Annotated in this window: 20 protein-coding genes; all 20 read right to left on the bottom strand. The window is 63.5% G+C overall.

Translation table 11 applies throughout. From position 1 onward, the window contains the following. Positions 1-9: 9 nt before the first annotated feature. The 20 genes from FFS60_RS08210 to fliJ all read right to left on the bottom strand — a co-directional run bounded on the left by FFS60_RS08210 (position 10) and on the right by fliJ (position 19,215). A complete protein-coding gene (locus FFS60_RS08210) occupies positions 10-2,238 on the bottom strand; it encodes a chemotaxis protein CheA (RefSeq protein ID WP_137821690.1) in 2,229 nt (742 codons plus the stop codon). Positions 2,239-2,249: 11 nt separating this feature from the next. Continuing rightward, positions 2,250-3,038, bottom strand: coding sequence for a protein phosphatase CheZ (locus FFS60_RS08205; protein ID WP_028626566.1), 789 nt, complete (start codon positions 3,036-3,038; stop codon positions 2,250-2,252). A 19-nt stretch (positions 3,039-3,057) separates the two neighbouring features. Continuing rightward, positions 3,058-3,432 carry a chemotaxis response regulator CheY gene (locus FFS60_RS08200; RefSeq protein WP_003083073.1) on the bottom strand — a complete coding sequence of 125 codons (375 nt, stop codon included), beginning with the start codon at positions 3,430-3,432 and terminating at the stop codon, positions 3,058-3,060. A gap of 83 nt (positions 3,433-3,515) precedes the next feature. Next, positions 3,516-4,262, bottom strand: coding sequence for an RNA polymerase sigma factor FliA (gene fliA / locus FFS60_RS08195; protein WP_028626565.1), 747 nt, complete (start codon positions 4,260-4,262; stop codon positions 3,516-3,518). Further along, positions 4,259-5,092, bottom strand: a complete 834-nt coding sequence (gene fleN / locus FFS60_RS08190; RefSeq protein ID WP_028626564.1) for a flagellar synthesis regulator FleN — start codon at positions 5,090-5,092, stop codon at positions 4,259-4,261. The genes fliA and fleN overlap by 4 nt, the downstream gene beginning before the upstream one ends. Positions 5,093-5,162: 70 nt before the next feature. Continuing rightward, positions 5,163-6,512: a flagellar biosynthesis protein FlhF gene (gene flhF, locus FFS60_RS08185; protein ID WP_137821689.1), complete on the bottom strand. Its 1,350-nt coding sequence runs from the start codon at positions 6,510-6,512 to the stop codon at positions 5,163-5,165. Positions 6,513-6,527: 15 nt separating this feature from the next. Next, entirely contained in the window at positions 6,528-8,651 is a 2,124-nt protein-coding gene (gene flhA / locus FFS60_RS08180; RefSeq protein WP_028626562.1) for a flagellar biosynthesis protein FlhA, read from the bottom strand. A gap of 444 nt (positions 8,652-9,095) precedes the next feature. Continuing rightward, on the bottom strand, positions 9,096-10,232 hold the full coding sequence (gene flhB / locus FFS60_RS08175) for a flagellar biosynthesis protein FlhB (protein WP_137821688.1): 1,137 nt from the start codon (positions 10,230-10,232) through the stop codon (positions 9,096-9,098). Positions 10,233-10,313: 81 nt separating this feature from the next. After that, positions 10,314-11,090: a flagellar biosynthetic protein FliR gene (gene fliR, locus FFS60_RS08170; RefSeq protein WP_137821687.1), complete on the bottom strand. Its 777-nt coding sequence runs from the start codon at positions 11,088-11,090 to the stop codon at positions 10,314-10,316. Positions 11,091-11,092: 2 nt separating this feature from the next. Further along, complete coding sequence (gene fliQ / locus FFS60_RS08165; RefSeq protein WP_137821686.1) at positions 11,093-11,362, bottom strand: flagellar biosynthesis protein FliQ; 270 nt, start codon at positions 11,360-11,362, stop codon at positions 11,093-11,095. A gap of 10 nt (positions 11,363-11,372) precedes the next feature. Beyond that, on the bottom strand, positions 11,373-12,128 hold the full coding sequence (fliP, locus tag FFS60_RS08160; RefSeq protein ID WP_028626558.1) for a flagellar type III secretion system pore protein FliP: 756 nt from the start codon (positions 12,126-12,128) through the stop codon (positions 11,373-11,375). Next, complete coding sequence (fliO, locus tag FFS60_RS08155; protein ID WP_137821685.1) at positions 12,128-12,586, bottom strand: flagellar biosynthetic protein FliO; 459 nt, start codon at positions 12,584-12,586, stop codon at positions 12,128-12,130. The genes fliP and fliO overlap by 1 nt, the downstream gene beginning before the upstream one ends. A gap of 4 nt (positions 12,587-12,590) precedes the next feature. Beyond that, the gene (fliN, locus tag FFS60_RS08150; protein WP_371926388.1) at positions 12,591-13,046 is read right to left on the bottom strand and encodes a flagellar motor switch protein FliN; all 456 of its coding nucleotides are present in this window, start codon (positions 13,044-13,046) and stop codon (positions 12,591-12,593) included. Between the two features lie 54 nt (positions 13,047-13,100). After that, the gene (fliM, locus tag FFS60_RS08145; protein ID WP_028626555.1) at positions 13,101-14,072 is read right to left on the bottom strand and encodes a flagellar motor switch protein FliM; all 972 of its coding nucleotides are present in this window, start codon (positions 14,070-14,072) and stop codon (positions 13,101-13,103) included. 13 nt (positions 14,073-14,085) lie between these two features. Continuing rightward, positions 14,086-14,604, bottom strand: a complete 519-nt coding sequence (gene fliL, locus FFS60_RS08140; RefSeq protein ID WP_028626554.1) for a flagellar basal body-associated protein FliL — start codon at positions 14,602-14,604, stop codon at positions 14,086-14,088. Positions 14,605-14,793: 189 nt separating this feature from the next. Next, the gene (locus FFS60_RS08135) at positions 14,794-16,068 is read right to left on the bottom strand and encodes a flagellar hook-length control protein FliK (RefSeq protein ID WP_137821683.1); all 1,275 of its coding nucleotides are present in this window, start codon (positions 16,066-16,068) and stop codon (positions 14,794-14,796) included. Positions 16,069-16,151: 83 nt separating this feature from the next. Next, complete coding sequence (locus tag FFS60_RS08130) at positions 16,152-16,505, bottom strand: Hpt domain-containing protein (protein WP_028626552.1); 354 nt, start codon at positions 16,503-16,505, stop codon at positions 16,152-16,154. A 32-nt stretch (positions 16,506-16,537) separates the two neighbouring features. Beyond that, the gene (locus tag FFS60_RS08125; RefSeq protein WP_137821682.1) at positions 16,538-18,232 is read right to left on the bottom strand and encodes a fused response regulator/phosphatase; all 1,695 of its coding nucleotides are present in this window, start codon (positions 18,230-18,232) and stop codon (positions 16,538-16,540) included. An 11-nt stretch (positions 18,233-18,243) separates the two neighbouring features. Further along, positions 18,244-18,549, bottom strand: coding sequence for an STAS domain-containing protein (locus FFS60_RS08120; RefSeq protein ID WP_028626550.1), 306 nt, complete (start codon positions 18,547-18,549; stop codon positions 18,244-18,246). 216 nt (positions 18,550-18,765) lie between these two features. Further along, positions 18,766-19,215, bottom strand: a complete 450-nt coding sequence (gene fliJ, locus FFS60_RS08115; protein ID WP_137821681.1) for a flagellar export protein FliJ — start codon at positions 19,213-19,215, stop codon at positions 18,766-18,768. Between the last annotated feature and the right edge of the window lie 2 nt (positions 19,216-19,217).

Here is a 19,217-nt window from a genome sequence, read left to right as displayed (position 1 = left end):
CGCCCCAGATCAACCGCGGCGTGCGTAATGCTTGAGCATGCTCGGCACGTCGAGGATCAGCGCGATACGGCCATCGCCGGTAATGGTGGCGCCGGACATGCCTGGCGTGCCCTGGAGCATCTTGCCCAGGGGTTTGATCACCACTTCTTCCTGACCCACCAACTGGTCGACCACGAACCCGATGCGCTGGGTGCCCACGGAGAGGATCACCACATGGCCCTCACCCTGCTCTTCCACGGCCGCGTCACGCACCAGCCAGCGCTTGAGGTAGAACAGCGGCAATGCCTTGTCGCGGACGATCACCACTTCCTGGCCGTCCACCACATTGGTGCGCGACAGGTCGAGGTGGAAGATCTCGTTGACGTTCACCAGCGGGAAGGCGAAGGCCTGGTTGGCCAGCATCACCATCAGGGTCGGCATGATCGCCAGGGTCAGCGGAACCTTGATGACGATCTTCGAGCCGTGGCCCTTTTGCGAGAACACGTTCACCGTGCCGTTGAGCTGGGAGATCTTGGTCTTCACCACGTCCATGCCGACACCACGGCCGGACACGTCGGAAATCTCGGTCTTGGTCGAGAAGCCCGGGGCGAAGATCAGGTTGTAGCACTCCAGCTCGGTCAGACGCTCGGCGGCGTCCTTGTCCAGCAGCCCCTTCTCCACCGCCTTGGCGCGCAGCACAGCCGCATCCATTCCCTTGCCGTCGTCGGTGATCATCAGGAGGATGTGGTCGCCTTCCTGCTCGGCGGAGAGTACCACCCGGCCGGTGCGCGACTTGCCAGCGGCCTCACGCTCCTCGGGAGACTCGATGCCGTGGTCGACGGCGTTGCGCACCAGGTGCACCAACGGGTCGGCCAGGGCTTCGACCAGGTTCTTGTCCAGGTCGGTTTCCTCGCCCACGAGTTCGAGGTTGATTTCCTTTTTCAGGTTGCGCGCCAGGTCGCGGACCAGGCGCGGGAAGCGGCCGAAGACTTTCTTGATCGGCTGCATCCGCGTCTTCATCACCGCGGTCTGCAGGTCGGCGGTCACCACATCCAGGTTGGACACGGCCTTGGCCATGGATTCGTCACCGCTGTTGGCGCCCAGGCGCACCAGGCGGTTACGCACCAGCACCAGCTCGCCGACCATGTTCATGATCTCGTCCAGGCGCGCGGTATCCACCCGTACGGTGGTTTCCGCTTCGCTGGCCACGGCCGGGCCGGCAGCGCCGTTGCCGCCAGCGGTCGCAGCCGGTTGGCGAGGTGCGGGCGCAGGCGCCGGTTCGGCCTTGGCCTTGACCGCGGGCTTGGGCACCGGTGCGGGAGCGGGAGCCGGGCGGCTCGCGGCAGGCGCGACAACCGATTCTTCGGCAGCGCCGTTGAACTTGCCCTTGCCGTGCAGCTGGTCGAGCAGCGCTTCGAATTCGTCGTCGGTGATGTTCTCGCCGCCGTTCGCGGCTGCGGCCGAAGCAGCAGGCGCGACTGGCGCGACCGGAGCACTCGCGGCCACGTCCGTGGCGCCGTTGAACTTGCCCTTGCCGTGCAGTTGGTCGAGCAGGTCCTCGAACTCATCGTCTGAGATTTCGTCACCCGCGCCGGCCATAGCCGGAACAGCCTTAGCGGCATGGGCGGCGACGGCGGCTTCCGGCTCCACGGCAGCGACGAACTTGCCCTTGCCATGCAGCTGGTCAAGCAGCGCTTCGAATTCGTCGTCGGTAATTTCATCAGCGGCAGCAGCGGCCGGTTCGGCGACGCCACCCGCGTTGTCACCCAGGGCGTCCAGCAGTTGCTCGAACTCGCTGTCGGTGATATCGGCGCTCGCTTCGACGGGAGCAGGCTCCTCGATCACCGGAGCGGGCGCAGGCTCGGCGCCAGCCGGCTCGGCCAGGCGCGACAGTGCAGCCAGCAACTCCGCGGTGGCTGGCGTCGGTTCGCTGCGCTCGCGCACTTCGGTGAACATTTCGTTGACCGTGTCCAGCGCCTGCAGCACCACATCCATCAGCTCGGCATCCACGCGGCGCTCGCCCTTGCGCAGAATGTCGAAGACGTTTTCGGCGATGTGGCAGCACTCCACCAGGGCGTTGAGCTGGAGGAAGCCAGCACCACCCTTCACGGTATGGAAACCACGGAAAATCGCGTTGAGCAGGTCCATGTCGTCCGGGCGGCTTTCCAGCTCGACCAGCTGCTCGGAGAGTTGCTCCAAAATTTCGCCGGCCTCTACCAGGAAGTCCTGGAGGATTTCTTCATCGGCGTCGAAGCTCATATGAGCGCTCCCTAAAAGCCTAGGCTGGATAGCAGATCGTCAACGTCGTCCTGTCCGGACACCACGTCTTCACGTATATCGGCATGGATCTGCGGACCTTCACCCCTGGAAGGACTTTTTTGTTGTTCCAGCTCGGCGCGCAGCGCGTTGTGGTCGTGCTCGATACCGGCATAGCGATCCACCTGGCTGGCCATCAGCACCAGCTTGACCAGGTTGCTTTCCACCTCGGTCACCAGTTGGGTCACGCGCTTGATCACCTGGCCGGTCAGGTCCTGGTAATCCTGGGCGAGCAGGATTTCGTTGAGCTTGCCGGACAGCGCATCGGTGTCGCGCTGGCTGCGGGCGAGGAACTGTTCGATACGGCGAGCCAGCTCTCGGAAACCGTCCGCGCCGATTTCCCGGCGCATGAAGCGACCCCACTCATCCCCCAGTTGCTGGGCTTCATCGCTCAGGCCGTTGAGCAGCGGCGCGCTTTCCTCCACCAGATCCATGGTCCGGTTGGCGGCCTTCTCGGTCATCTTCACGACATAGGAAAGTCGGTCGGTCGCATCGGCGATCTGCGACATTTCCTGGGAGTGCGGCAGGTGCGGGTCGATCTGGAAGTTGACGATGGCGTTGTGCAGTTCGCGCGTCAGCTTGCCAACTTCCTGGTAAAGGCCACGGTCACGGACCTGATTGAGTTCGTGGATGAGTTGCACGGCGTCAGTGAAATTGCCCTTCTCGAGGCTATCTACCAATTCTCGCGCGCGGGTTTTCAGGGTCGACTCGAAGTCTCCCAGCAGGTGTTCGTTCTGGTCCATGGTGCCCTCGCGGCTGACATCAGCCGTTGACCCGCTCGAAGATCTTCTCGATTTTTTCTTTCAGGACCTGGGCAGTGAAAGGCTTGACCACATAGCCGTTCACCCCGGCCTGGGCCGCCTCGATGATCTGGTCGCGCTTGGCCTCGGCGGTCACCATCAGCACCGGCAGGTGTTTCAGGCGCTCATCTGCACGCACCGCGCGCAGCAGGTCGATGCCGGTCATGCCGGGCATGTTCCAGTCGGTCACGAGGAAATCGAAGTTGCCGCTGTGCAGCATCGGCAGAGCCGTGGTGCCGTCGTCGGCTTCGGCGGTATTGGTGAAACCCAAGTCGCGCAAGAGGTTCTTGATGATGCGTCTCATCGTCGAGAAATCGTCAACGATGAGGATTTTCATGTTCTTGTCCAAGTCGACCTCCGTACAGTCTCAAACGCCCCTCTTGCCGGGTGCGCCGTTCAAATCTGGCAGTGGTGTGCCGTTCAGCGCGCGCGCCATTCACCGAGCCGTGCGCGCAGGCGTGCCGCACACTGGCTATGCAATTGGCTGACTCGCGATTCGCTGACCCCCAGCACCTCACCGATTTCCTTCAAGTTCAGTTCTTCGTCGTAATACAGCGCCAGCACCAGGCGCTCACGCTCCGGCAGGTTCGCGATGGCATCAGCCAGCGCGGCCTGGAAGCGGTCTTCTTCCAGATCATGGGAAGGTGAGAATTGGGTGACACCGGCGTCCTCGTGCACGCCGCCCTGCTCGCCGTCCTGCAACAGGTCGTCGAAGCTGAACAGGCGGCTGCCCAAGGTGTCGCTCAGGATGCCGTAGTAGTCTTCGAGACTCAATCCAAGTTCGGCAGCAACTTCCTGATCTTTAGCGTCGCGTCCTGTTCTGGCTTCGATCGTACGGATTGCGTCGCTCACCATACGGGTATTGCGGTGCACCGAACGCGGTGCCCAGTCGCCCTTGCGGACCTCGTCGAGCATGGCCCCGCGAATGCGGATGCCGGCGTAGGTCTCGAAACTGGCACCCTTGCTGCCGTCGTATTTCTTCGAGGCTTCGAGCAAGCCGATCATCCCGGACTGCATCAGGTCTTCCACCTGCACGCTAGCCGGCAGGCGCGCGAGCAGGTGATACGCGATTCGCTTGACCAGGGGCGCATAGCGCTCGATCAGCTGATGCTGCGAATCCCTTGCCTGAGCCTTGCCGTACATACGCAGTCCAGTGGCGGGTGTCATACAGGGCTATCCGCGGAGGGCTGTTTGACCAGCCGCTCGACGAAGAACTCCAGGTGGCCCCGCGGGTTGGCCGGCAGCGGCCAGCTGTCGACCTTCTGTGCGATGGCCTTGAAGGCCAGCGAGCACTTCGAGCGCGGGAAGGCTTCATAGACCGCACGCTGTTTCTGTACGGCCTTGCGCACCGACTCGTCATAGGGAACGGCGCCCACGTACTGCAGCGCGACGTCGAGGAAACGGTCGGTGACCTTGGTCAGTTTGGCGAACAGGTTGCGCCCTTCCTGCGGGCTGTGGGCCATGTTGGCCAGCACGCGGAAGCGGCTCATGCCGTAATCGCGGTTGAGCAACTTGATCAGCGCGTAGGCGTCGGTGATGGAAGTCGGCTCGTCGCAAACCACCACGATCACCTCCTGGGCCGCGCGAACGAAGCTGACCACCGAATCACCGATGCCGGCGGCGGTATCGATCACCAGCACGTCGAGGTTGTCGCTGATATCGCTGAATGCCTGGATCAGGCCGGCGTGCTGCATGGGCGAAAGCTGCACCATGCTCTGGGTGCCGGAGGCGGCCGGGACGATGCGGATGCCCCCCGGTCCCTGCAACAGCACGTCGCGCAGGTCACATTCGCCATTGATCACATCGGCCAGGGTGCGCTTGGCGGTGAGGCCCAGCAGGACGTCGACATTGGCCAGGCCAAGGTCGGCGTCCAACAACATGACGCGACGGCCGAGTTCGGCCAGGGCCAGTGAAAGGTTCACCGACACGTTGGTCTTACCGACGCCGCCCTTGCCGCCGGTCACCGCGATCACCTGTACGGGATGAATACTACCCATTTCAAATACCTTGCCTTAGGGGCCATTTGGCGGTCCAGCACCGCCCCTCGGAGGGGCGGTTCACAATTCTTCAACCGGCGCGACGCGCCGGATTCTGGTAGAGGCCGGCGAACAGATCGGCCATTGCCTCTTCACTCGGATCTTCAGGCGCCTGGAGGCTGACCGCGCGGCTCACCAGTTGATGGCTGCGGGGAACCTGCAGATCATCCGGAATTCGCGGGCCGTCGGCCAGATAGGCTACCGGGAGATGCTGGCCGATAGCCAGCCCCAAAACCTCGCCCAGGCTGGCCGCTTCGTCTGCCTTGGTAATGACGCAACCGACCAGGCCGCAACGTTTGTAGCTGTGATAGGCCGCCTTGAGCACCTGGCTCTGGCTGGTGGCAGCCATCACCAGGTAATTCTTCGCGTTTATCGCCCGGCTGGCCAGGGCTTCGAGCTGCATGGCCAGGGCCGGATCGTTGCCCGGCAGACCGGCGGTATCGATCAGCACCACGCGCTTGCGGACCAGCGGGGCCAAGGCCTGGGTCAGAGACTGACCCGGATCGACCAGGGTCACCGGCACATTGAGGATGCGGCCAAGGGTCTTGATCTGCTCCTGGGCGCCGATGCGGAAGCTGTCCATGCTCACCAGGGCGACGCTCTGGGCGCCGTACTTGAGTACGTAGCGGGCGGCCAGCTTGGCCAGGGTGGTGGTCTTACCCATGCCGGCAGGGCCGACCAGCGCAATCACACCGCCCTCTTCCATCGGTTCGATCTGCGGCGTGCGAATGGCATGGGCCAGGTGTGCCAGCAGCATGCGCCAGGCCTGACGCGGTTCGTTGACCTTGGCCACCTTGTCCAGCAGGGCGCGGGCCAGTTCAGCCGGCAACCCCATGCGCTGCAGGCGGCGCCAGAGGCTGGCCTGTTGCGGACGACGGCTCTGCATCTGGCCCCAGGCGATGGAACCCAGCTGCACTTCGATCAGTTCACGCAGGCCACTCAACTCGAAACGCATGGCGTCCAGGGCAGACTGGTCCACCGCGGCGGATCTGGGCGCACTGACCGGTTCCACCGGGCGGGCCACCGGGCGTGGGCGGCTCATGGCAGCGGCCAGGGCGGCTTCTGGCAATTCCGACTCGATGGCGGTCAGGGGCTGGCCGGCGAACAATTGACGGTCCTTGCCAGCGTCAGCCTGGGCGCGGGTGGTCAGTTCGGCCTGCGCCTCGGCGATGCGTGCCTGAGTCTTGCGCAACTCGGCCTCGAGCGCGGGGTTGGGCTTGCTCGGGGCCGGTGCGGGCATCGGGTAGTCCAGCGCCGCGGTCAGTTCGACACCGCCGGCGACCCGGCGATTACCGATGATGGCGGCATCCGCGCCCAGTTCATCACGCACCAACTTCATGGCTTGACGCATATCGGCGGCGAAGAAGCGTTTGACCTGCATGGTCTTTGACCTCGGTTAGTTCTGCCCCACAGTCGCGACTATGGTGACCTGCTTGTTGTCCGGTATTTCCTGGTAGGCCAGTACGTGCATGGTCGGCACGGCGAGCCTTGCGAAGCGCGACATCATCGCCCGGATCGGCCCGGCCACCAGCAGGATCGCCTGCTTGCCGAGCATTTCCTGGCGCTGCGCCGCTTCCACCAGGGAACGTTGCAGCTTCTCGGCCATTCCGGGTTCGAGGAGAACGCCATCTTCCGAACCTTGTCCGGCCTTCTGCAGACTATTGAGCAATATCTGTTCCAACCTGGGTTCCAGAGTAATCACAGGCAGCTCCGGCTCTAGTCCCACAATGCTTTGCACGATTGCGCGGGCCAGCGACACACGAACCGCCGCCACCAGAGCGGCGGGATCTTGACTCTTGGGCGCCACATTGGCGATGGCTTCGGCGATGGTGCGGATGTCGCGTACCGGCACCTGTTCCTGCAGCAGGGCCTGGAGCACCTTCAGCAAGGTCGACAGCGAAATCATGCCCGGCACCAGCTCTTCGGCGAGGCGCGGCGAACTCTTGGCCAGGTTCTGCATCAGTTGCTGGACTTCTTCATGGCCCAGCAACTCGTGAGCGTGCTTATGCAGCACCTGGTTCAGGTGCGTAGCGACCACGGTGCTCGCATCAACCACCGTGTAGCCGAGGGATTGCGCCTGGTCGCGCTGGCTGGCGTCGATCCATACCGCTTCCAGCCCGAACGCCGGATCCTTGGCGGCGACGCCATTGAGGGTGCCGAACACCTGGCCGGGGTTGATCGCCAGCTCGCGGTCCGGGTAGACCTCCGCCTCGGCCACGCTGACGCCCATCAGGGTCAGGCGATAGGCGTTGGGCAGCAGGTCGAGGTTGTCGCGGATATGCACCGAAGGCATCAGGAAGCCCATCTCCTGGGACAGCTTCTTGCGAACCCCCTTGATCCGCGCCAGCAGTTGACCTCCCTGGTTACGGTCTACCAACGGAATCAGCCGGTAGCCGACTTCCAGGCCTACCAGGTCAACCGGGATCACGTCATCCCAACCCAGTTCCTTGGTTTCCTGTGCGCGCTGGGCGGGCAACAGTTCCTGCTGGCGCTTTTCTTCCTGGACAGCCTCTTCCGTGACCTTCTTCTGCTTCTGCCAGATCCACCAGGCGCCACCGGCAGCCACCAGGCCCAGGCCGATGAAGGACACATGGGGCATGCCGGGCACCAAGCCCATGGCGATAAGGATCGCAGCGGACACCGCCAGGGCCTTGGGCGAGGCGAACATCTGGCGGTTGACCTGCTGGCCCATGTCCTCGGAGGAAGACACGCGGGTCACCATGATCGCTGCAGCGGTGGACAGCAACAGCGAAGGAATCTGCGCCACCAGGCCGTCACCGATGGTCAGCAGGGAATAGATACGGCCGGCGTCGCTGAAGCTCAGGCCATGCTGCAGCATGCCGATGGCCACACCGCCGATGAGGTTGATGAAGAGAATCAGCAGGCCAGCGATGGCGTCACCGCGCACGAACTTGCTCGCACCGTCCATGGAGCCGTAGAAGTCCGCTTCCTGGGAAACCTCGGAGCGGCGCTTCTTGGCCTCAGCCTGGTCGATCAGACCGGCGTTGAGGTCGGCGTCAATTGCCATCTGCTTGCCGGGCATCGCATCCAGGGTGAAACGCGCACTCACCTCGGAGATACGCCCGGCACCCTTGGTGACCACCACGAAGTTGATGATCATCAGGATCGCGAAGACCACAGCACCAACCACGTAGTTGCCGCCTACCACGACATCGCCGAAGGCCTGGATCACCTTGCCTGCAGCGTCATGGCCGTCCTGGCCGTGGAGCAGCACCACGCGGGTGGACGCTACGTTCAGCGCCAGGCGCAAGAGAGTGGCGACCAGCAGGATGGTCGGGAAGACGGCGAAATCCAGGGGGCGCAGGGCGTACACGCTGACCAGCAGCACCACGATCGACAGGGCAATGTTGAAGGTGAAGAAGACGTCCAGCAGGAACGGCGGCACCGGCAGGGTCATCATGCCCAGCATCACCAGGACCAGCAGCGGCACACCGAGGTTGCCACGCCCCATGCCCACCAGGTTGTTGCGGACATTGCCGATCAGTTGCGTACGATCCACTGGTACTCCCCTACCCCTTTCGCGAAGCCTGGCTCCGCACATCCAATCTTTTGACGCGAGAAAGCGCCCTGCCCCGCCTGCTGCAAGAAGCTTTCCAACTTCGTTAAGAGATTGATTAGACGGAAGAAAAATCCGGGAATGAAACGAGGTGGGTCAATGACTTGTGGGGGCGAATTCATTCGCCAAGGGCAGCGCAGCTGCCCCAATGCTGGCGCGTGGGGCAGACCTTCGGCCTGCTTGGCGAATGAATTGGCTATGTCTGCACTTCGTGTTGCAGGCAGCTGCATTGCCCGTAGGAGCTGGCTTGCCAGCGAATGGCCCCGTTTCGCTGGCAAGCCAGCTCCTACAAGGCATTTGGCCGGATGGTAAATCTCTAGCAACAGCTAACGCAGACATAGCGAATGAATTCGCCCCCACAGAAAAACGAGCAGACCAGGGCTGGCGTCACTCGTCGCGCCGCAAATCCGGCGGAATCGGCAGGTTGTTCAGCGGCGCCGGGCGTTTGCCGCGGCCGGAGCGGAACTGCTTGAGCTGATAGACGTAGGCCAGCACCTGGGCCACGGCCAGGTAGAGGCCGGCGGGGATTTCCTGATCCAGCTCGGTGGAGTAGTAGACCGCCCGCGCCAGGGCCGGGGACTCCAGCACCATTACCTGGCTCTCCTGGGCGATCTCGCGGATCTTCAACGCGGTGAAATCATTGCCCTTGGCCAGCAACACCGGCGCACCACCTTTATCGGCGTCGTACTTCAGGGCCACGGCGAAGTGGGTCGGGTTGGTGATGACCACGTCAGCCTGCGGCACGGCGGCCATCATTCGGCGCTCGGCCATTTCCCGCTGCAGACGGCGGATGCGCGACTTGACCTCAGGCTTGCCCTCGGTGTCCTTGTACTCGTCGCGCACCTCCTGCTTGGTCATCATCAACTTCTGCTTGTTGTCCCAGAGCTGGAACGGCACGTCCACGGCAGCGATCAGGATCAGGCCACAAGCCAGCCAAACCGCGCTCCAGCCCACCACCTGGACGCTGTGGAGGATGGCCATGTCCAGGGGTTCATGGGCGATAGCCAGAAGATCGTCGCGGTCCGAGCTGAGCACCGCCAGCGCCACCAGCAGGATCAGCACGAACTTGGCCAGTGCCTTGAGCAGCTCAGCCAGCGCGTGCAGGGAGAACATCCGCTTGAGCCCGGACAACGGATTCATCCGGCTGAACTTGGGCATCAGGGCTTCGGTGGAGAACAGCCAACCGCCGAGGGAAACAGGACCGGCAATGGACACCACGAGCAGGGTGATCAGCAACGGCAGCAAGGCATCCAGCGCCATCTTGCCGGACATCAGCAGCCAGATGCCCATGCTTCGCTCATCCATCAACACCGCTCGCGGCAGGTCGAAGTTGGACTGCATCAGCTTCATCATCATGTCTGCCAGGCCACCGCCGCTGGCCAGCAGGCCACCCGCCCCGGCCAGGGTCACAGCGAGGGTATTGAGCTCGCGGGAACGGGCGATCTGGCCCTTGTCGCGGGCCTCCTGCAACCGTTTCCCTGTGGGTTCCTCGCTCTTGTCCGCCCCGCTCTCACTCTCCGCCATGGAAAACTACCTGCGTTGCCAATGCTGCGTTGAGGACGGCCTCAACCTGCTCATTTACAGTCGTAAACCGAGACGACGTGTTCATCGCGCCCTCGCCAGCTCGCGCATGAGCTGCAGGGCGTCGCTGGCCAGGACCTGGTACTGGGTGAGGATGTCGGCCAGGCCGATCCAGACGATCACCAGCCCCAACGCCAGGGTCAGGGGAAAACCAATGGAGAAGATGTTCAGTTGCGGCGCCGCGCGGGTCATCACGCCGAAGGCCAGGTTCACCACCAGCAGCGCGGTGACCGCCGGCAAGGACAACAGCAGGCCCGCGCCCATGACCCAGCCGAGCTTGCCGGCGACTTCCCAGTGATGGTTGGTCAGCAATCCGCCGCCCACCGGCAGGGTGACGAAGCTTTCGGCCAATATCTCGAAGACCACCAGGTGACCGTTCATGGACAGGAACAGCAAGGTCACCAACATCAGGTAGAACTGGCCGAGCACCGGCACCGAAACGCCATTGGTGGGATCGACCATGGACGCGAAACCCAGGCCCATCTGCATGGAAATGATCTGACCGGCCACCACGAACGCGTGGAAGAACAGTTGCAGCATGAAGCCGAGCAAGGCGCCGACCAGTATCTGCTCGCCAATCAGCAGGATGTTGCCCAGGTTGATGGCGTCCACCTGCGGCATCGGCGGCAGCGTTGGCACCAGCACCACGGCAATGGCCAGCGCGAGGTACAGGCGGACCCTCGTCGGCACCAGTTGGGTACCGATGATCGGCATGGTCATCAGCAGCGCGGCGATGCGGAACAGCGGGAGCAGGAAGCTGCCGACCCAGCCACCGATCTGTGCGTCGCTGAGTTCGAGCATGGTCAGCCGATCAACATCGGGATGTTCTGATAGAGCGTCTGGATGTACTCCATCAGTTGGCGGGTCATCCAGGGGCCGGCCCAGATCAGGGTGAGCAACATCACCAACAGGCGCGGCAGGAAGCTCAGGGTCTGCTCGTTGATCTGGGTGGCCGCCTGGAACATGGCGACGATGAGGCCCACTAGCAGGCTCGGCACCACCAGGATGGCGACGATCAGACAGGTCAGCCAGAGCGCCTCACGGAACAGGTCGACCGCAACTTCAGGGGTCATCGCGAGCCTCCTATACGCCGCCGAAACTGCCGGCAAGGGTGCCGATGATCAATGCCCAGCCATCCACCAGGACGAAGAGCATGATCTTGAACGGCAGGGAGATGATCAGCGGCGAGAGCATCATCATGCCCATCGCCATGAGCACGCTGGCGACCACCAGGTCGATGATCAGGAACGGGATGAAGATCATGAAGCCGATCTGGAATGCCGTCTTCAGCTCGGAGGTGACGAAGGCCGGGACCAGGATGGTCAGCGGCGCCTCATCCGCGCTGGCGATGTCGGTGCGCTTGGACAGACGCATGAACAGGTCCAGGTCGCTGGCGCGGGTCTGCGCCAACATGAAGTTCTTGATCGGCACTTGTGCCTTGGCCACTGCGTCCTGTGCCGTCATCTGCTCGTTGAGATAGGGCTGCAGGGCATCGCGATTCACCTGGTCGAACACCGGCGCCATGATGAACATGGTCAGGAACAGCGCCAGGCCGACGAGGATCTGGTTCGACGGCGTCTGCTGCAGGCCCAGCGCCTGGCGCAGGATGGAGAAGACAATGATGATCCGCGTGAAGCTGGTCATCAGCATGACGAACGCCGGGATGAAACTCAGCGCCGTCATGATCAGCAGGATCTGCAGGCTTACCGAGTATTCCTGCTGGCCTTCCGGATTGGTGGACAGCGTAATGGCGGGCACCGACAAGGGGTTGTCAGCGCCCAGGGCCAGCGGCGCGGCCAGCACCAGCAGCAGCGCGATGAGGAGGCGGTGCAGGGGCATCAATGCTTGTCCTTGCCGAGCAGTTCCATCAGACGTTGGGCGAATTCCGGGCTGGCGACTTCGGCGTCAGCCTGGGGCACGGGCTCCTTCAGCACATGCAGCGGCGTGATACGCCCGGCGCTGAGGCCCAGCAGAATCTGTTCGCCCCCCACCTGGACCAGCACCAGCCGATCTCGCGGACCCAGCGCCTGGCTGGCCACCAACTTGATCACCTGGCCGCCACGCGGCCCAAGTTGCTGTACCCGACGCAGCAGCCAGGCGAGCAGGAAGATCAGCCCCACCACCAGCAACAGACCGAGCGCCAGTTGCCCGAGCTGGGCGGCCATGCCAGTGCCGGCCTGAGCCGCAGCGGCGGCGGGCGCCGGAGCGGTCGCTGCGGTTTCGGCGGTTTCGGCGGTTTCGACGGCGAAGCCGGTCATGGGGAAGAGAAACAGCCCCGCGAGCAGAAAACGGCGCATGGCTTCAGCGCAGCTTCTTGATGCGTTCGCTTGGGCTGATCACGTCAGTCAGCCGGATACCGAACTTCTCGTTGACCACCACCACTTCGCCATGGGCGATCAGGGTGCCGTTGACCAGCACGTCCAGCGGCTCGCCAGCCAGGCGGTCGAGCTCGATCACCGAACCCTGGTTGAGCTGCAGCAGGTTGCGGATGGTGATATCGGTGTTGCCCACTTCCATGGAAATGGACACCGGGATATCCAGGATCACGTCCAGGTTGGGGCCGTCCAGGCTCACCGGACCGTTGGCCTTGGGTACGCTGCCGAACTCCTCCATGGGGGCACGCGGCGAACTGGGGGCGCTGCCGGCACCCTGGTTCATCAGCGCGTCGATATCGTCCTGGGACGCGTCGCCGGCTTCGGCCAGGGCGGCAGCCCATTCGTCGGCCAGGGCCTGCTCTTCGGGAGTGGTAGTGTCCATGTCGTTTGCCATCGCTTGACCTCGGCTGGCTCTGAATTCGTGGGTAGCGCGCAATCAGCGCTGGCGTTCGATCGGTTCGAGGATCTGCAGCGACAGGTTGCCCTTGTGCGACCCCAGCTTGGCCTTGAAGGCCGGCACGCCATTGGCGCGCATGATCATGTGTTCGGGCAGCTCCACCGGAATCACGTCGCCCGGCTGCATGTGCAGGATGTCCCGCAGCTTGAGCTGGCGACGCACCACGGTGGCACCCACCGGCACGCTGACGTCGAGGATGTCTTCGCGCAGGGCCTTGATCCAGCGTTCGTCCTGGTCATCGACATCGGACTGGAAGCCGGCGTCGAGCATCTCCCGGATCGGCTCGATCATCGAATAGGGCATGGTGATGTGCAGGTCGCCACCGCCGCCGTCCAGTTCGATATGGAAGGTGGAAACCACCACCACTTCGCTCGGGCTGACGATGTTGGCCAGGGCCGGGTTCACTTCCGAGTTGATGTACTCGAAGTTCACGTCCATCACGGCGTGCCAGGCTTCGGCCAGGTCGACGAAGGCCTGGTCCAGCACCATGCGGACCACGCGCAGCTCGGTTGGGGTGAACTCGCGCCCCTCGATCTTGGCGTGGCGACCGTCGCCGCCAAAGAAGTTGTCCACCAGCTTGAACACCAGCTTGGCGTCGAGGATGAACAGCGAGGTGCCGCGCAGTGGCTTCATCTTCACCAGGTTGAGGCTGGTAGGGACATAGAGCGAGTGCACGTACTCGCCGAACTTCATCACCTGCACGCCGCCTACCGCCACGTCGGCGGAACGACGCAGCAGGTTGAACATGCTGATGCGGGTGTAGCGGGCGAAGCGCTCGTTGATCATTTCCAGGGTCGGCATGCGCCCCCGGACGATGCGGTCCTGGCTGGTCAGGTCATAGCTTTTGACGCTGGTCGGGTCCGCATCGGTTTCGGTTTCAACCAGGCCGTCGTCGACGCCGTGCAACAGCGCGTCGATTTCGTCCTGGGACAGCAGGTCTTGAACAGCCATGGTTGTACCTTGCCTACTGCAATACGAAGTTGGTGAAGAGCACTTGTTCGACGGTCACCGCGCCCGTTTCCTGCTTGGCCAGCTCCTGCACGGTGGCGGTGGCCTGCTGGCGCAGCATCTCCTTGCCCACCGGCGTGGCCAGGGCTTCGAAGTTCTGGCTGGAGAACAGCATGACCAGCTTGTTGCGCAGCACCGGCATATGCACCTTGAGGGCGTCCATCTGAGCCTGGTCGCGGGTCATTAGCGCAACGCTCACCTGCATGTATCGCTGGCGACCGTTCTGGTTGAAGTTCACCACGAAGGCGGGGGCCAGCTCCTGGTAGATGGCTGGCTGTTTGGCCGGCGCACTGGTGGCTTCCTCTTCGGCCGGTTCGGCGCCTTTATCGCCACCGCTGAGGAAAAACCAGGTAGCGCCCACCGACAGGCCGATTGCCAGCAACAGCGCAGCCACGCCCAGAATGATGAGCTTCAGCTTGCTCTTACCGCCTGCTGCCCCACCCTCTGCCGGGGCCTTCGCTTCTTTCTTCGCCATGCCAATAATCCGTCGCCGAACGGGGCAAGCCCGCCTTTTCCTGGGGAATGAGCAAGTGTTATGCCAGCTCGCCAGCCAATCGGCAGCTCGGGCAATTGCTTTCAGGGCTGCGGATATACCAGTGTCGGGGGGCGGCTGTCACGGGGTTCCCTCTCCCCCTGAAGAGGAGAGGGACCGGGGGAGAGGGCGTCAGGCGTAGAAATCCACCAATCCCCGCCCACCACTTGTCGAGGCCGGGCGGATCTCGCTATGGCTCACCGAGATGTCTTCGTCACTGCCCCCGCCGAAGTCGGCACGGCCGCCGGCAGATCGGCGTTCGCCGTCACCGCCCTGCCCTTGCCAGCCACGGCTCAGGGATTGGTCGGAAACGTTCACGTCGAGCTGGTTCATGCCCTGCTGGGCGAACATATCGCGCAAGCGATGCATCTGCCCTTCCAGCGCATCGCGCACGTTGGCATTGGGACTGGCGAAGGTCACCTGGGTCTGGTCCTGGGTCATGTTCACCCGTACTTCGAGGCGGCCCAGCTCTTGAGGATCAAGCTGGATCTCGGCGGACTTGAGGTTCTGGCTGGACAACCACATGACCCGATCCACCACCGCTTCGCTCCAGCCCCCCTGCTGCATGGCCACCGGTTGTCCCGGCACTAGGGCCGGCGTGCGCTGGGCCTGGGCGGTCTGCTGGCTGATGGCCTGGCTCAAGGCATTGAGACGGTTGGCGAGCAGTTCGTTACGCACCTCCCCCTTGTTCTCGCCAAGCCCATCGGCCAACTCAACTGAAAGTTCGGAGGACGACAGCGCCTTGTCCAGCTCGCCCTCACCGGCTTCCAGCGGTTCATCGGCGAAGGCTGCCAGGGCACTGGCGAAGTCCTGGTCCGCGCCAGGCGCAGCCTGAGCCGCGTTCTGCACCTGCTGGGCTGCTGCCTGAGCCGCCTGGTCCTGGGTCATCTTCACTGCCGGCAAGCCGTTGAGCTGATCGAGGTCCGGGTCGAGGGCGGCTTCGCTCAGGGTGGCCGGCGCCGAGCTGTTCACGGGCGGCGCAACGGGCAGGGCCGACAGTGCGTCGGCGGCGCCATCCGCCTCGACCGGTGCGGCATCGGCGGGCAGTTGGCCAGTCATTCCCATGAGCAGCAACGGGTCCATCACAGGCTCGTCGGGGGCCTCCTTGGCGCCGCCTTCTTCGGCCGGCAAGGGCTTGCCGCTATCGGCAACAACCGGCTGGCTGGCGGCAGGATCGGTCGCAGGCTCGTCCTGGCTTGCCGTCTCATCCGACTTCGTGCTGGCCTGTTTGGCCGCCGCTTCATTGCGTTCAGCGGCCTTGGCCTGACGTTCTTTCGCGTACATCTGGGCGAAGCTGGAAGCCTCGCCCTTACTGGTTTCCGCCGGTTTCTCCGGGGCTTTTGCGGCCGGTGCTTTCGGCTTCACCTCAGGCCTGGCCTGAAGAAGCAGATCGGGGGCAACGGGCATGGGCACTCTCCGCTCGGGTTGGTTCGTGCCAAGGGAAGTGCAAAGGATGGGCCAACATGCTGGCCGAAAGCTGGGGGTGCAGATCAGTGCGCCAGGCCGCGACGTTCTTCCTGCAGCAGGTCGCGGACGATGAGGAACTCCTGCTCGATCTGCGGGATGACGGCAGCCGCATCGGCAAGTTGCTCGCGCCGGGCAATGTCTTCCAGTTGCTTGCACAGCCCCGCCAGCACGGGAGCGCCCATGTTGCTGCAACTGCCCTTGAAGCTATGGGCCGCTAGGCGCAAGGCCTGGCTGTCGTGCACAGTATTCGCCTGCTGGATCTGCCGCAGGCGCTCCGCTGAGTCCGCCAGGAAGGTATCCAGCAGCACTGGAAACTCGTCCTCCATGACTTCCCGCAGGGAAGACAGCACAGAATGGTCGAGATGGATATTGGACAAACCCGTCACTCCCTGTACTGAACGTCGGAAAATTATGCCCGAGTGGGCCAACGGAACTCCACGTGTATGCCCTTGCCGTCTTCAGCGGGCTCGCAACGTGCCGTCAGCTGACTGATCAGGGTGAGGCCTCGACCACAGAGGCTGTCCGTCGACGGCTGCTGAGCCAGGACCGTGCCCACGTCGAAGCCTTTGCCGCTGTCTTCGACATGGATCAGCAACCGCCCTCCCCGGCCTTCCGGGATCAGTTGCAGATGAAAACGCACGTAGCCCTCCTCCAGCCCGGCCAGGCGCTCGCTGCGCTCCCGATAGTAGCGGGCGAAACCTTCAGCGTTACGCTTGAGCGACGAATCCAACCCCAGCACGCCGTGCTCCAGGGCGTTGGAGTAAAGCTCGGCGAGCACCGTGTAGAGGGCGCCCCCCTGATCGCGCAGCCCCTGGACCTCCAACAGCAGTTGCAGCAGAAAAGGCAGCGGATTGAAGCGTTTCAACGTCTGGGCACGGAACTCGAAGGACGCGGACCAGTCCAGGGGGCTGGCCTGGCCACTGTCAGTGAAGGCCAGCTTGGCACGCTCGGTGGACTCTTCGAGCATGCGCACCTCGATCATGCTCACATCGTCCTGGGCATGGCCGCGAAAGGCGCTCAGGGCCAGTTGGATCTCGTCGAACAGACGACTGCCGTCACCGCTGGCGTCGAGCACGGCGCGCAACCGCTCGTCGCCAAAGGTTTCTTCATTGTCATTGCGGGTTTCCAGCACACCGTCGGACACCAGGAGGATGCGGTCACCGGTCTCGATGGGGTAGGACTCGAAATGCGCGTTGAAGCTGCCCTGGTCGAGCACCCCCAACGGCAGGTGGCGCGACACCAGCGGCACCAGTTCGCCGTTGCCGGCGCGACGCAGGTAGCCATCGGGCAGGCCGCCATTCCACACCTCGACCAGGTGTCGCTGGAAGCTCAGGTTGAGGAACGTGGCACAGCAGAACACCCCCACCGGCAGGATGCGTTTCAGCTTGGCGTTCATCTCGCGCAGGATGTCGGCCATGGCATAGCCCTTGGCGGTCATGCCGTAGAACACTTCGGCCAGGGGCATGGCACCGATGGCCGCCGGCAGGCCGTGGCCGGTGAAGTCGCCGAGCAGCACGTGCATGCCACCCGAGGGCTTGTAGGCCGCCAACAGCAGGTCACCATTGAACAGCGCGTACGGCGATTGCAGGTAACGAATGTTCGGAGCGCTGAGGCAACCGGAGTGCGCCACCTTGTCGAACACGGCCTTGGCCACCCGCTGTTCGGTCACCAGGTGCTCATTGTGGCGAGCGATCAGGTCGCGCTGCTGCAACACGGTGTCCTGCAGGCGACGCAGTCGGTCCAGGGCCTTGATCTTGGCTTCGAGGATGACCCGGTTGTAGGGCTTGGCGAGAAAGTCATCGCCGCCCGCCTCCAGGCAGCGCACCAGCGCTTCGTTTTCCGTCAGAGACGTGAGGAAGATGATCGGCACCAGGGCTTCGCCGGCCAGTTGCTTGATCTGGCGGGCAGCCTCGAAGCCGTCCATCACCGGCATCAGGGCATCCATCAGCACCAGTTGCGGCTGTTCCTGCTGGAACAGCGCCACGGCCTCACGACCGTTGGCGGCGGTCAGGGCGCGATGGCCCTGGCGGTTGACGATGGTGGACAGCAGCAGCCTGTCCGCCGCGTTGTCCTCGGCAATCAGGATCGTCAGCGGCGACGGCATGGCAGCGGGCCTCAGGCGATCTGGAACAATTGTTCGAAGTTGGAAATGGCGAGGATCTTGCGGACGTCGGGGTTGCAGTTGGCGAGGCGAATCTGCGCCCGCTCGCCACCGGCGTGATCACGCAGCAGGAGCAGCATGCCGAGAGCGGAGCTGTCGAGGTAGGTGGTGCCCTTGAGGTCTACGACGTAGCGCTTGGGGGTGAAGTTGACGCGCTCGTAGGCGTCGCGAAATTCCTGGTGGGCGCCGAAATCGAATCGTCCCTGGATGGTGATGGTCAGCTCCTGCCCATCGTCTGAGGGCATCGAGGTAATGGCCATGCAAAGCTCCTTGTTCAAGTTCGGAATACGCGTGGTGAAGATTTAGCACCCACCCTTGAGGCAGGGCAACTGGAAAGCGGCGCCGAGGAAGAATTTATGGTTCTGAGATGACGCATTGAAGAACAGATTGTGGACCGTAGGATGGGTAGAGCGGAGCGAAACCCATCAATGCCCGCTGATGGGTTTCGCAAGCTCTACCCATCCTACCGACGCACCCTACTCCTCACCCCTGGCCGGCCGGCGCTGGACCAGCTCGTCCAGCAGCTTCTGCTCGCGCTTGTCCTCGACCGCACGTGCTTCGTCGAGGTAGCGCTGCACGAGTTTGCGTAGCCCCTCGAGTCGCGCGTAGCGCTGTTGCCACGCCGCACGCGCCTTGTCGAGGTTGTCGCGGTGCCATTTGAGGCTCTGCATCTGCTGGCCGATGGCGGACTCGAGCTGGGACAGAAAGCGCTGGTAGTTCATGAGCCATTGGCCGGAAACGCCGCGTCGGCCTTCCTCGATCCACTGCTGCTGGTAATCGGAGCGGTAGCGCTCCAGTTCACCCAGCTTCATCTCGGCCTGGGTCACCTGGCCCTGGCAACGACCCAGCATGCGTGCCGCATCGCGCTCGGCACGTTCGGCCATTTCGACGACCGGCGCCAGGCGCGCCGCGCGACTGCGGGACATGC

The sequence above is a fragment of the Pseudomonas sp. D(2018) genome (genome assembly GCF_005502555.1).
Lineage (GTDB): Bacteria > Pseudomonadota > Gammaproteobacteria > Pseudomonadales > Pseudomonadaceae > Metapseudomonas > Metapseudomonas resinovorans.
This window is presented reverse-complemented; position numbering and strand designations above follow the sequence as displayed.

What these genes read in the sequence shown, in the direction of transcription:
- FFS60_RS08210 (WP_137821690.1), bottom strand. Translation starts at nt 2,238, where the DNA reads ATGAGCTTCGACGCCGATGAAGAAATCCTCCAGGACTTCCTGGTAGAG.
- FFS60_RS08205 (WP_028626566.1), bottom strand. Translation starts at nt 3,038, where the DNA reads ATGGACCAGAACGAACACCTGCTGGGAGACTTCGAGTCGACCCTGAAA.
- FFS60_RS08200 (WP_003083073.1), bottom strand. Translation starts at nt 3,432, where the DNA reads ATGAAAATCCTCATCGTTGACGATTTCTCGACGATGAGACGCATCATC.
- fliA (WP_028626565.1), bottom strand. Translation starts at nt 4,262, where the DNA reads ATGACACCCGCCACTGGACTGCGTATGTACGGCAAGGCTCAGGCAAGG.
- fleN (WP_028626564.1), bottom strand. Translation starts at nt 5,092, where the DNA reads ATGGGTAGTATTCATCCCGTACAGGTGATCGCGGTGACCGGCGGCAAG.
- flhF (WP_137821689.1), bottom strand. Translation starts at nt 6,512, where the DNA reads ATGCAGGTCAAACGCTTCTTCGCCGCCGATATGCGTCAAGCCATGAAG.
- flhB (WP_137821688.1), bottom strand. Translation starts at nt 10,232, where the DNA reads ATGGCGGAGAGTGAGAGCGGGGCGGACAAGAGCGAGGAACCCACAGGG.
- fliR (WP_137821687.1), bottom strand. Translation starts at nt 11,090, where the DNA reads ATGCTCGAACTCAGCGACGCACAGATCGGTGGCTGGGTCGGCAGCTTC.
- fliQ (WP_137821686.1), bottom strand. Translation starts at nt 11,362, where the DNA reads ATGACCCCTGAAGTTGCGGTCGACCTGTTCCGTGAGGCGCTCTGGCTG.
- fliP (WP_028626558.1), bottom strand. Translation starts at nt 12,128, where the DNA reads ATGCCCCTGCACCGCCTCCTCATCGCGCTGCTGCTGGTGCTGGCCGCG.
- fliO (WP_137821685.1), bottom strand. Translation starts at nt 12,586, where the DNA reads ATGCGCCGTTTTCTGCTCGCGGGGCTGTTTCTCTTCCCCATGACCGGC.
- fliN (WP_371926388.1), bottom strand. Translation starts at nt 13,046, where the DNA reads ATGGACACTACCACTCCCGAAGAGCAGGCCCTGGCCGACGAATGGGCT.
- fliM (WP_028626555.1), bottom strand. Translation starts at nt 14,072, where the DNA reads ATGGCTGTTCAAGACCTGCTGTCCCAGGACGAAATCGACGCGCTGTTG.
- fliL (WP_028626554.1), bottom strand. Translation starts at nt 14,604, where the DNA reads ATGGCGAAGAAAGAAGCGAAGGCCCCGGCAGAGGGTGGGGCAGCAGGC.
- FFS60_RS08135 (WP_137821683.1), bottom strand. Translation starts at nt 16,068, where the DNA reads ATGCCCGTTGCCCCCGATCTGCTTCTTCAGGCCAGGCCTGAGGTGAAG.
- FFS60_RS08125 (WP_137821682.1), bottom strand. Translation starts at nt 18,232, where the DNA reads ATGCCGTCGCCGCTGACGATCCTGATTGCCGAGGACAACGCGGCGGAC.
- FFS60_RS08120 (WP_028626550.1), bottom strand. Translation starts at nt 18,549, where the DNA reads ATGGCCATTACCTCGATGCCCTCAGACGATGGGCAGGAGCTGACCATC.
- fliJ (WP_137821681.1), bottom strand. Translation starts at nt 19,215, where the DNA reads ATGTCCCGCAGTCGCGCGGCGCGCCTGGCGCCGGTCGTCGAAATGGCC.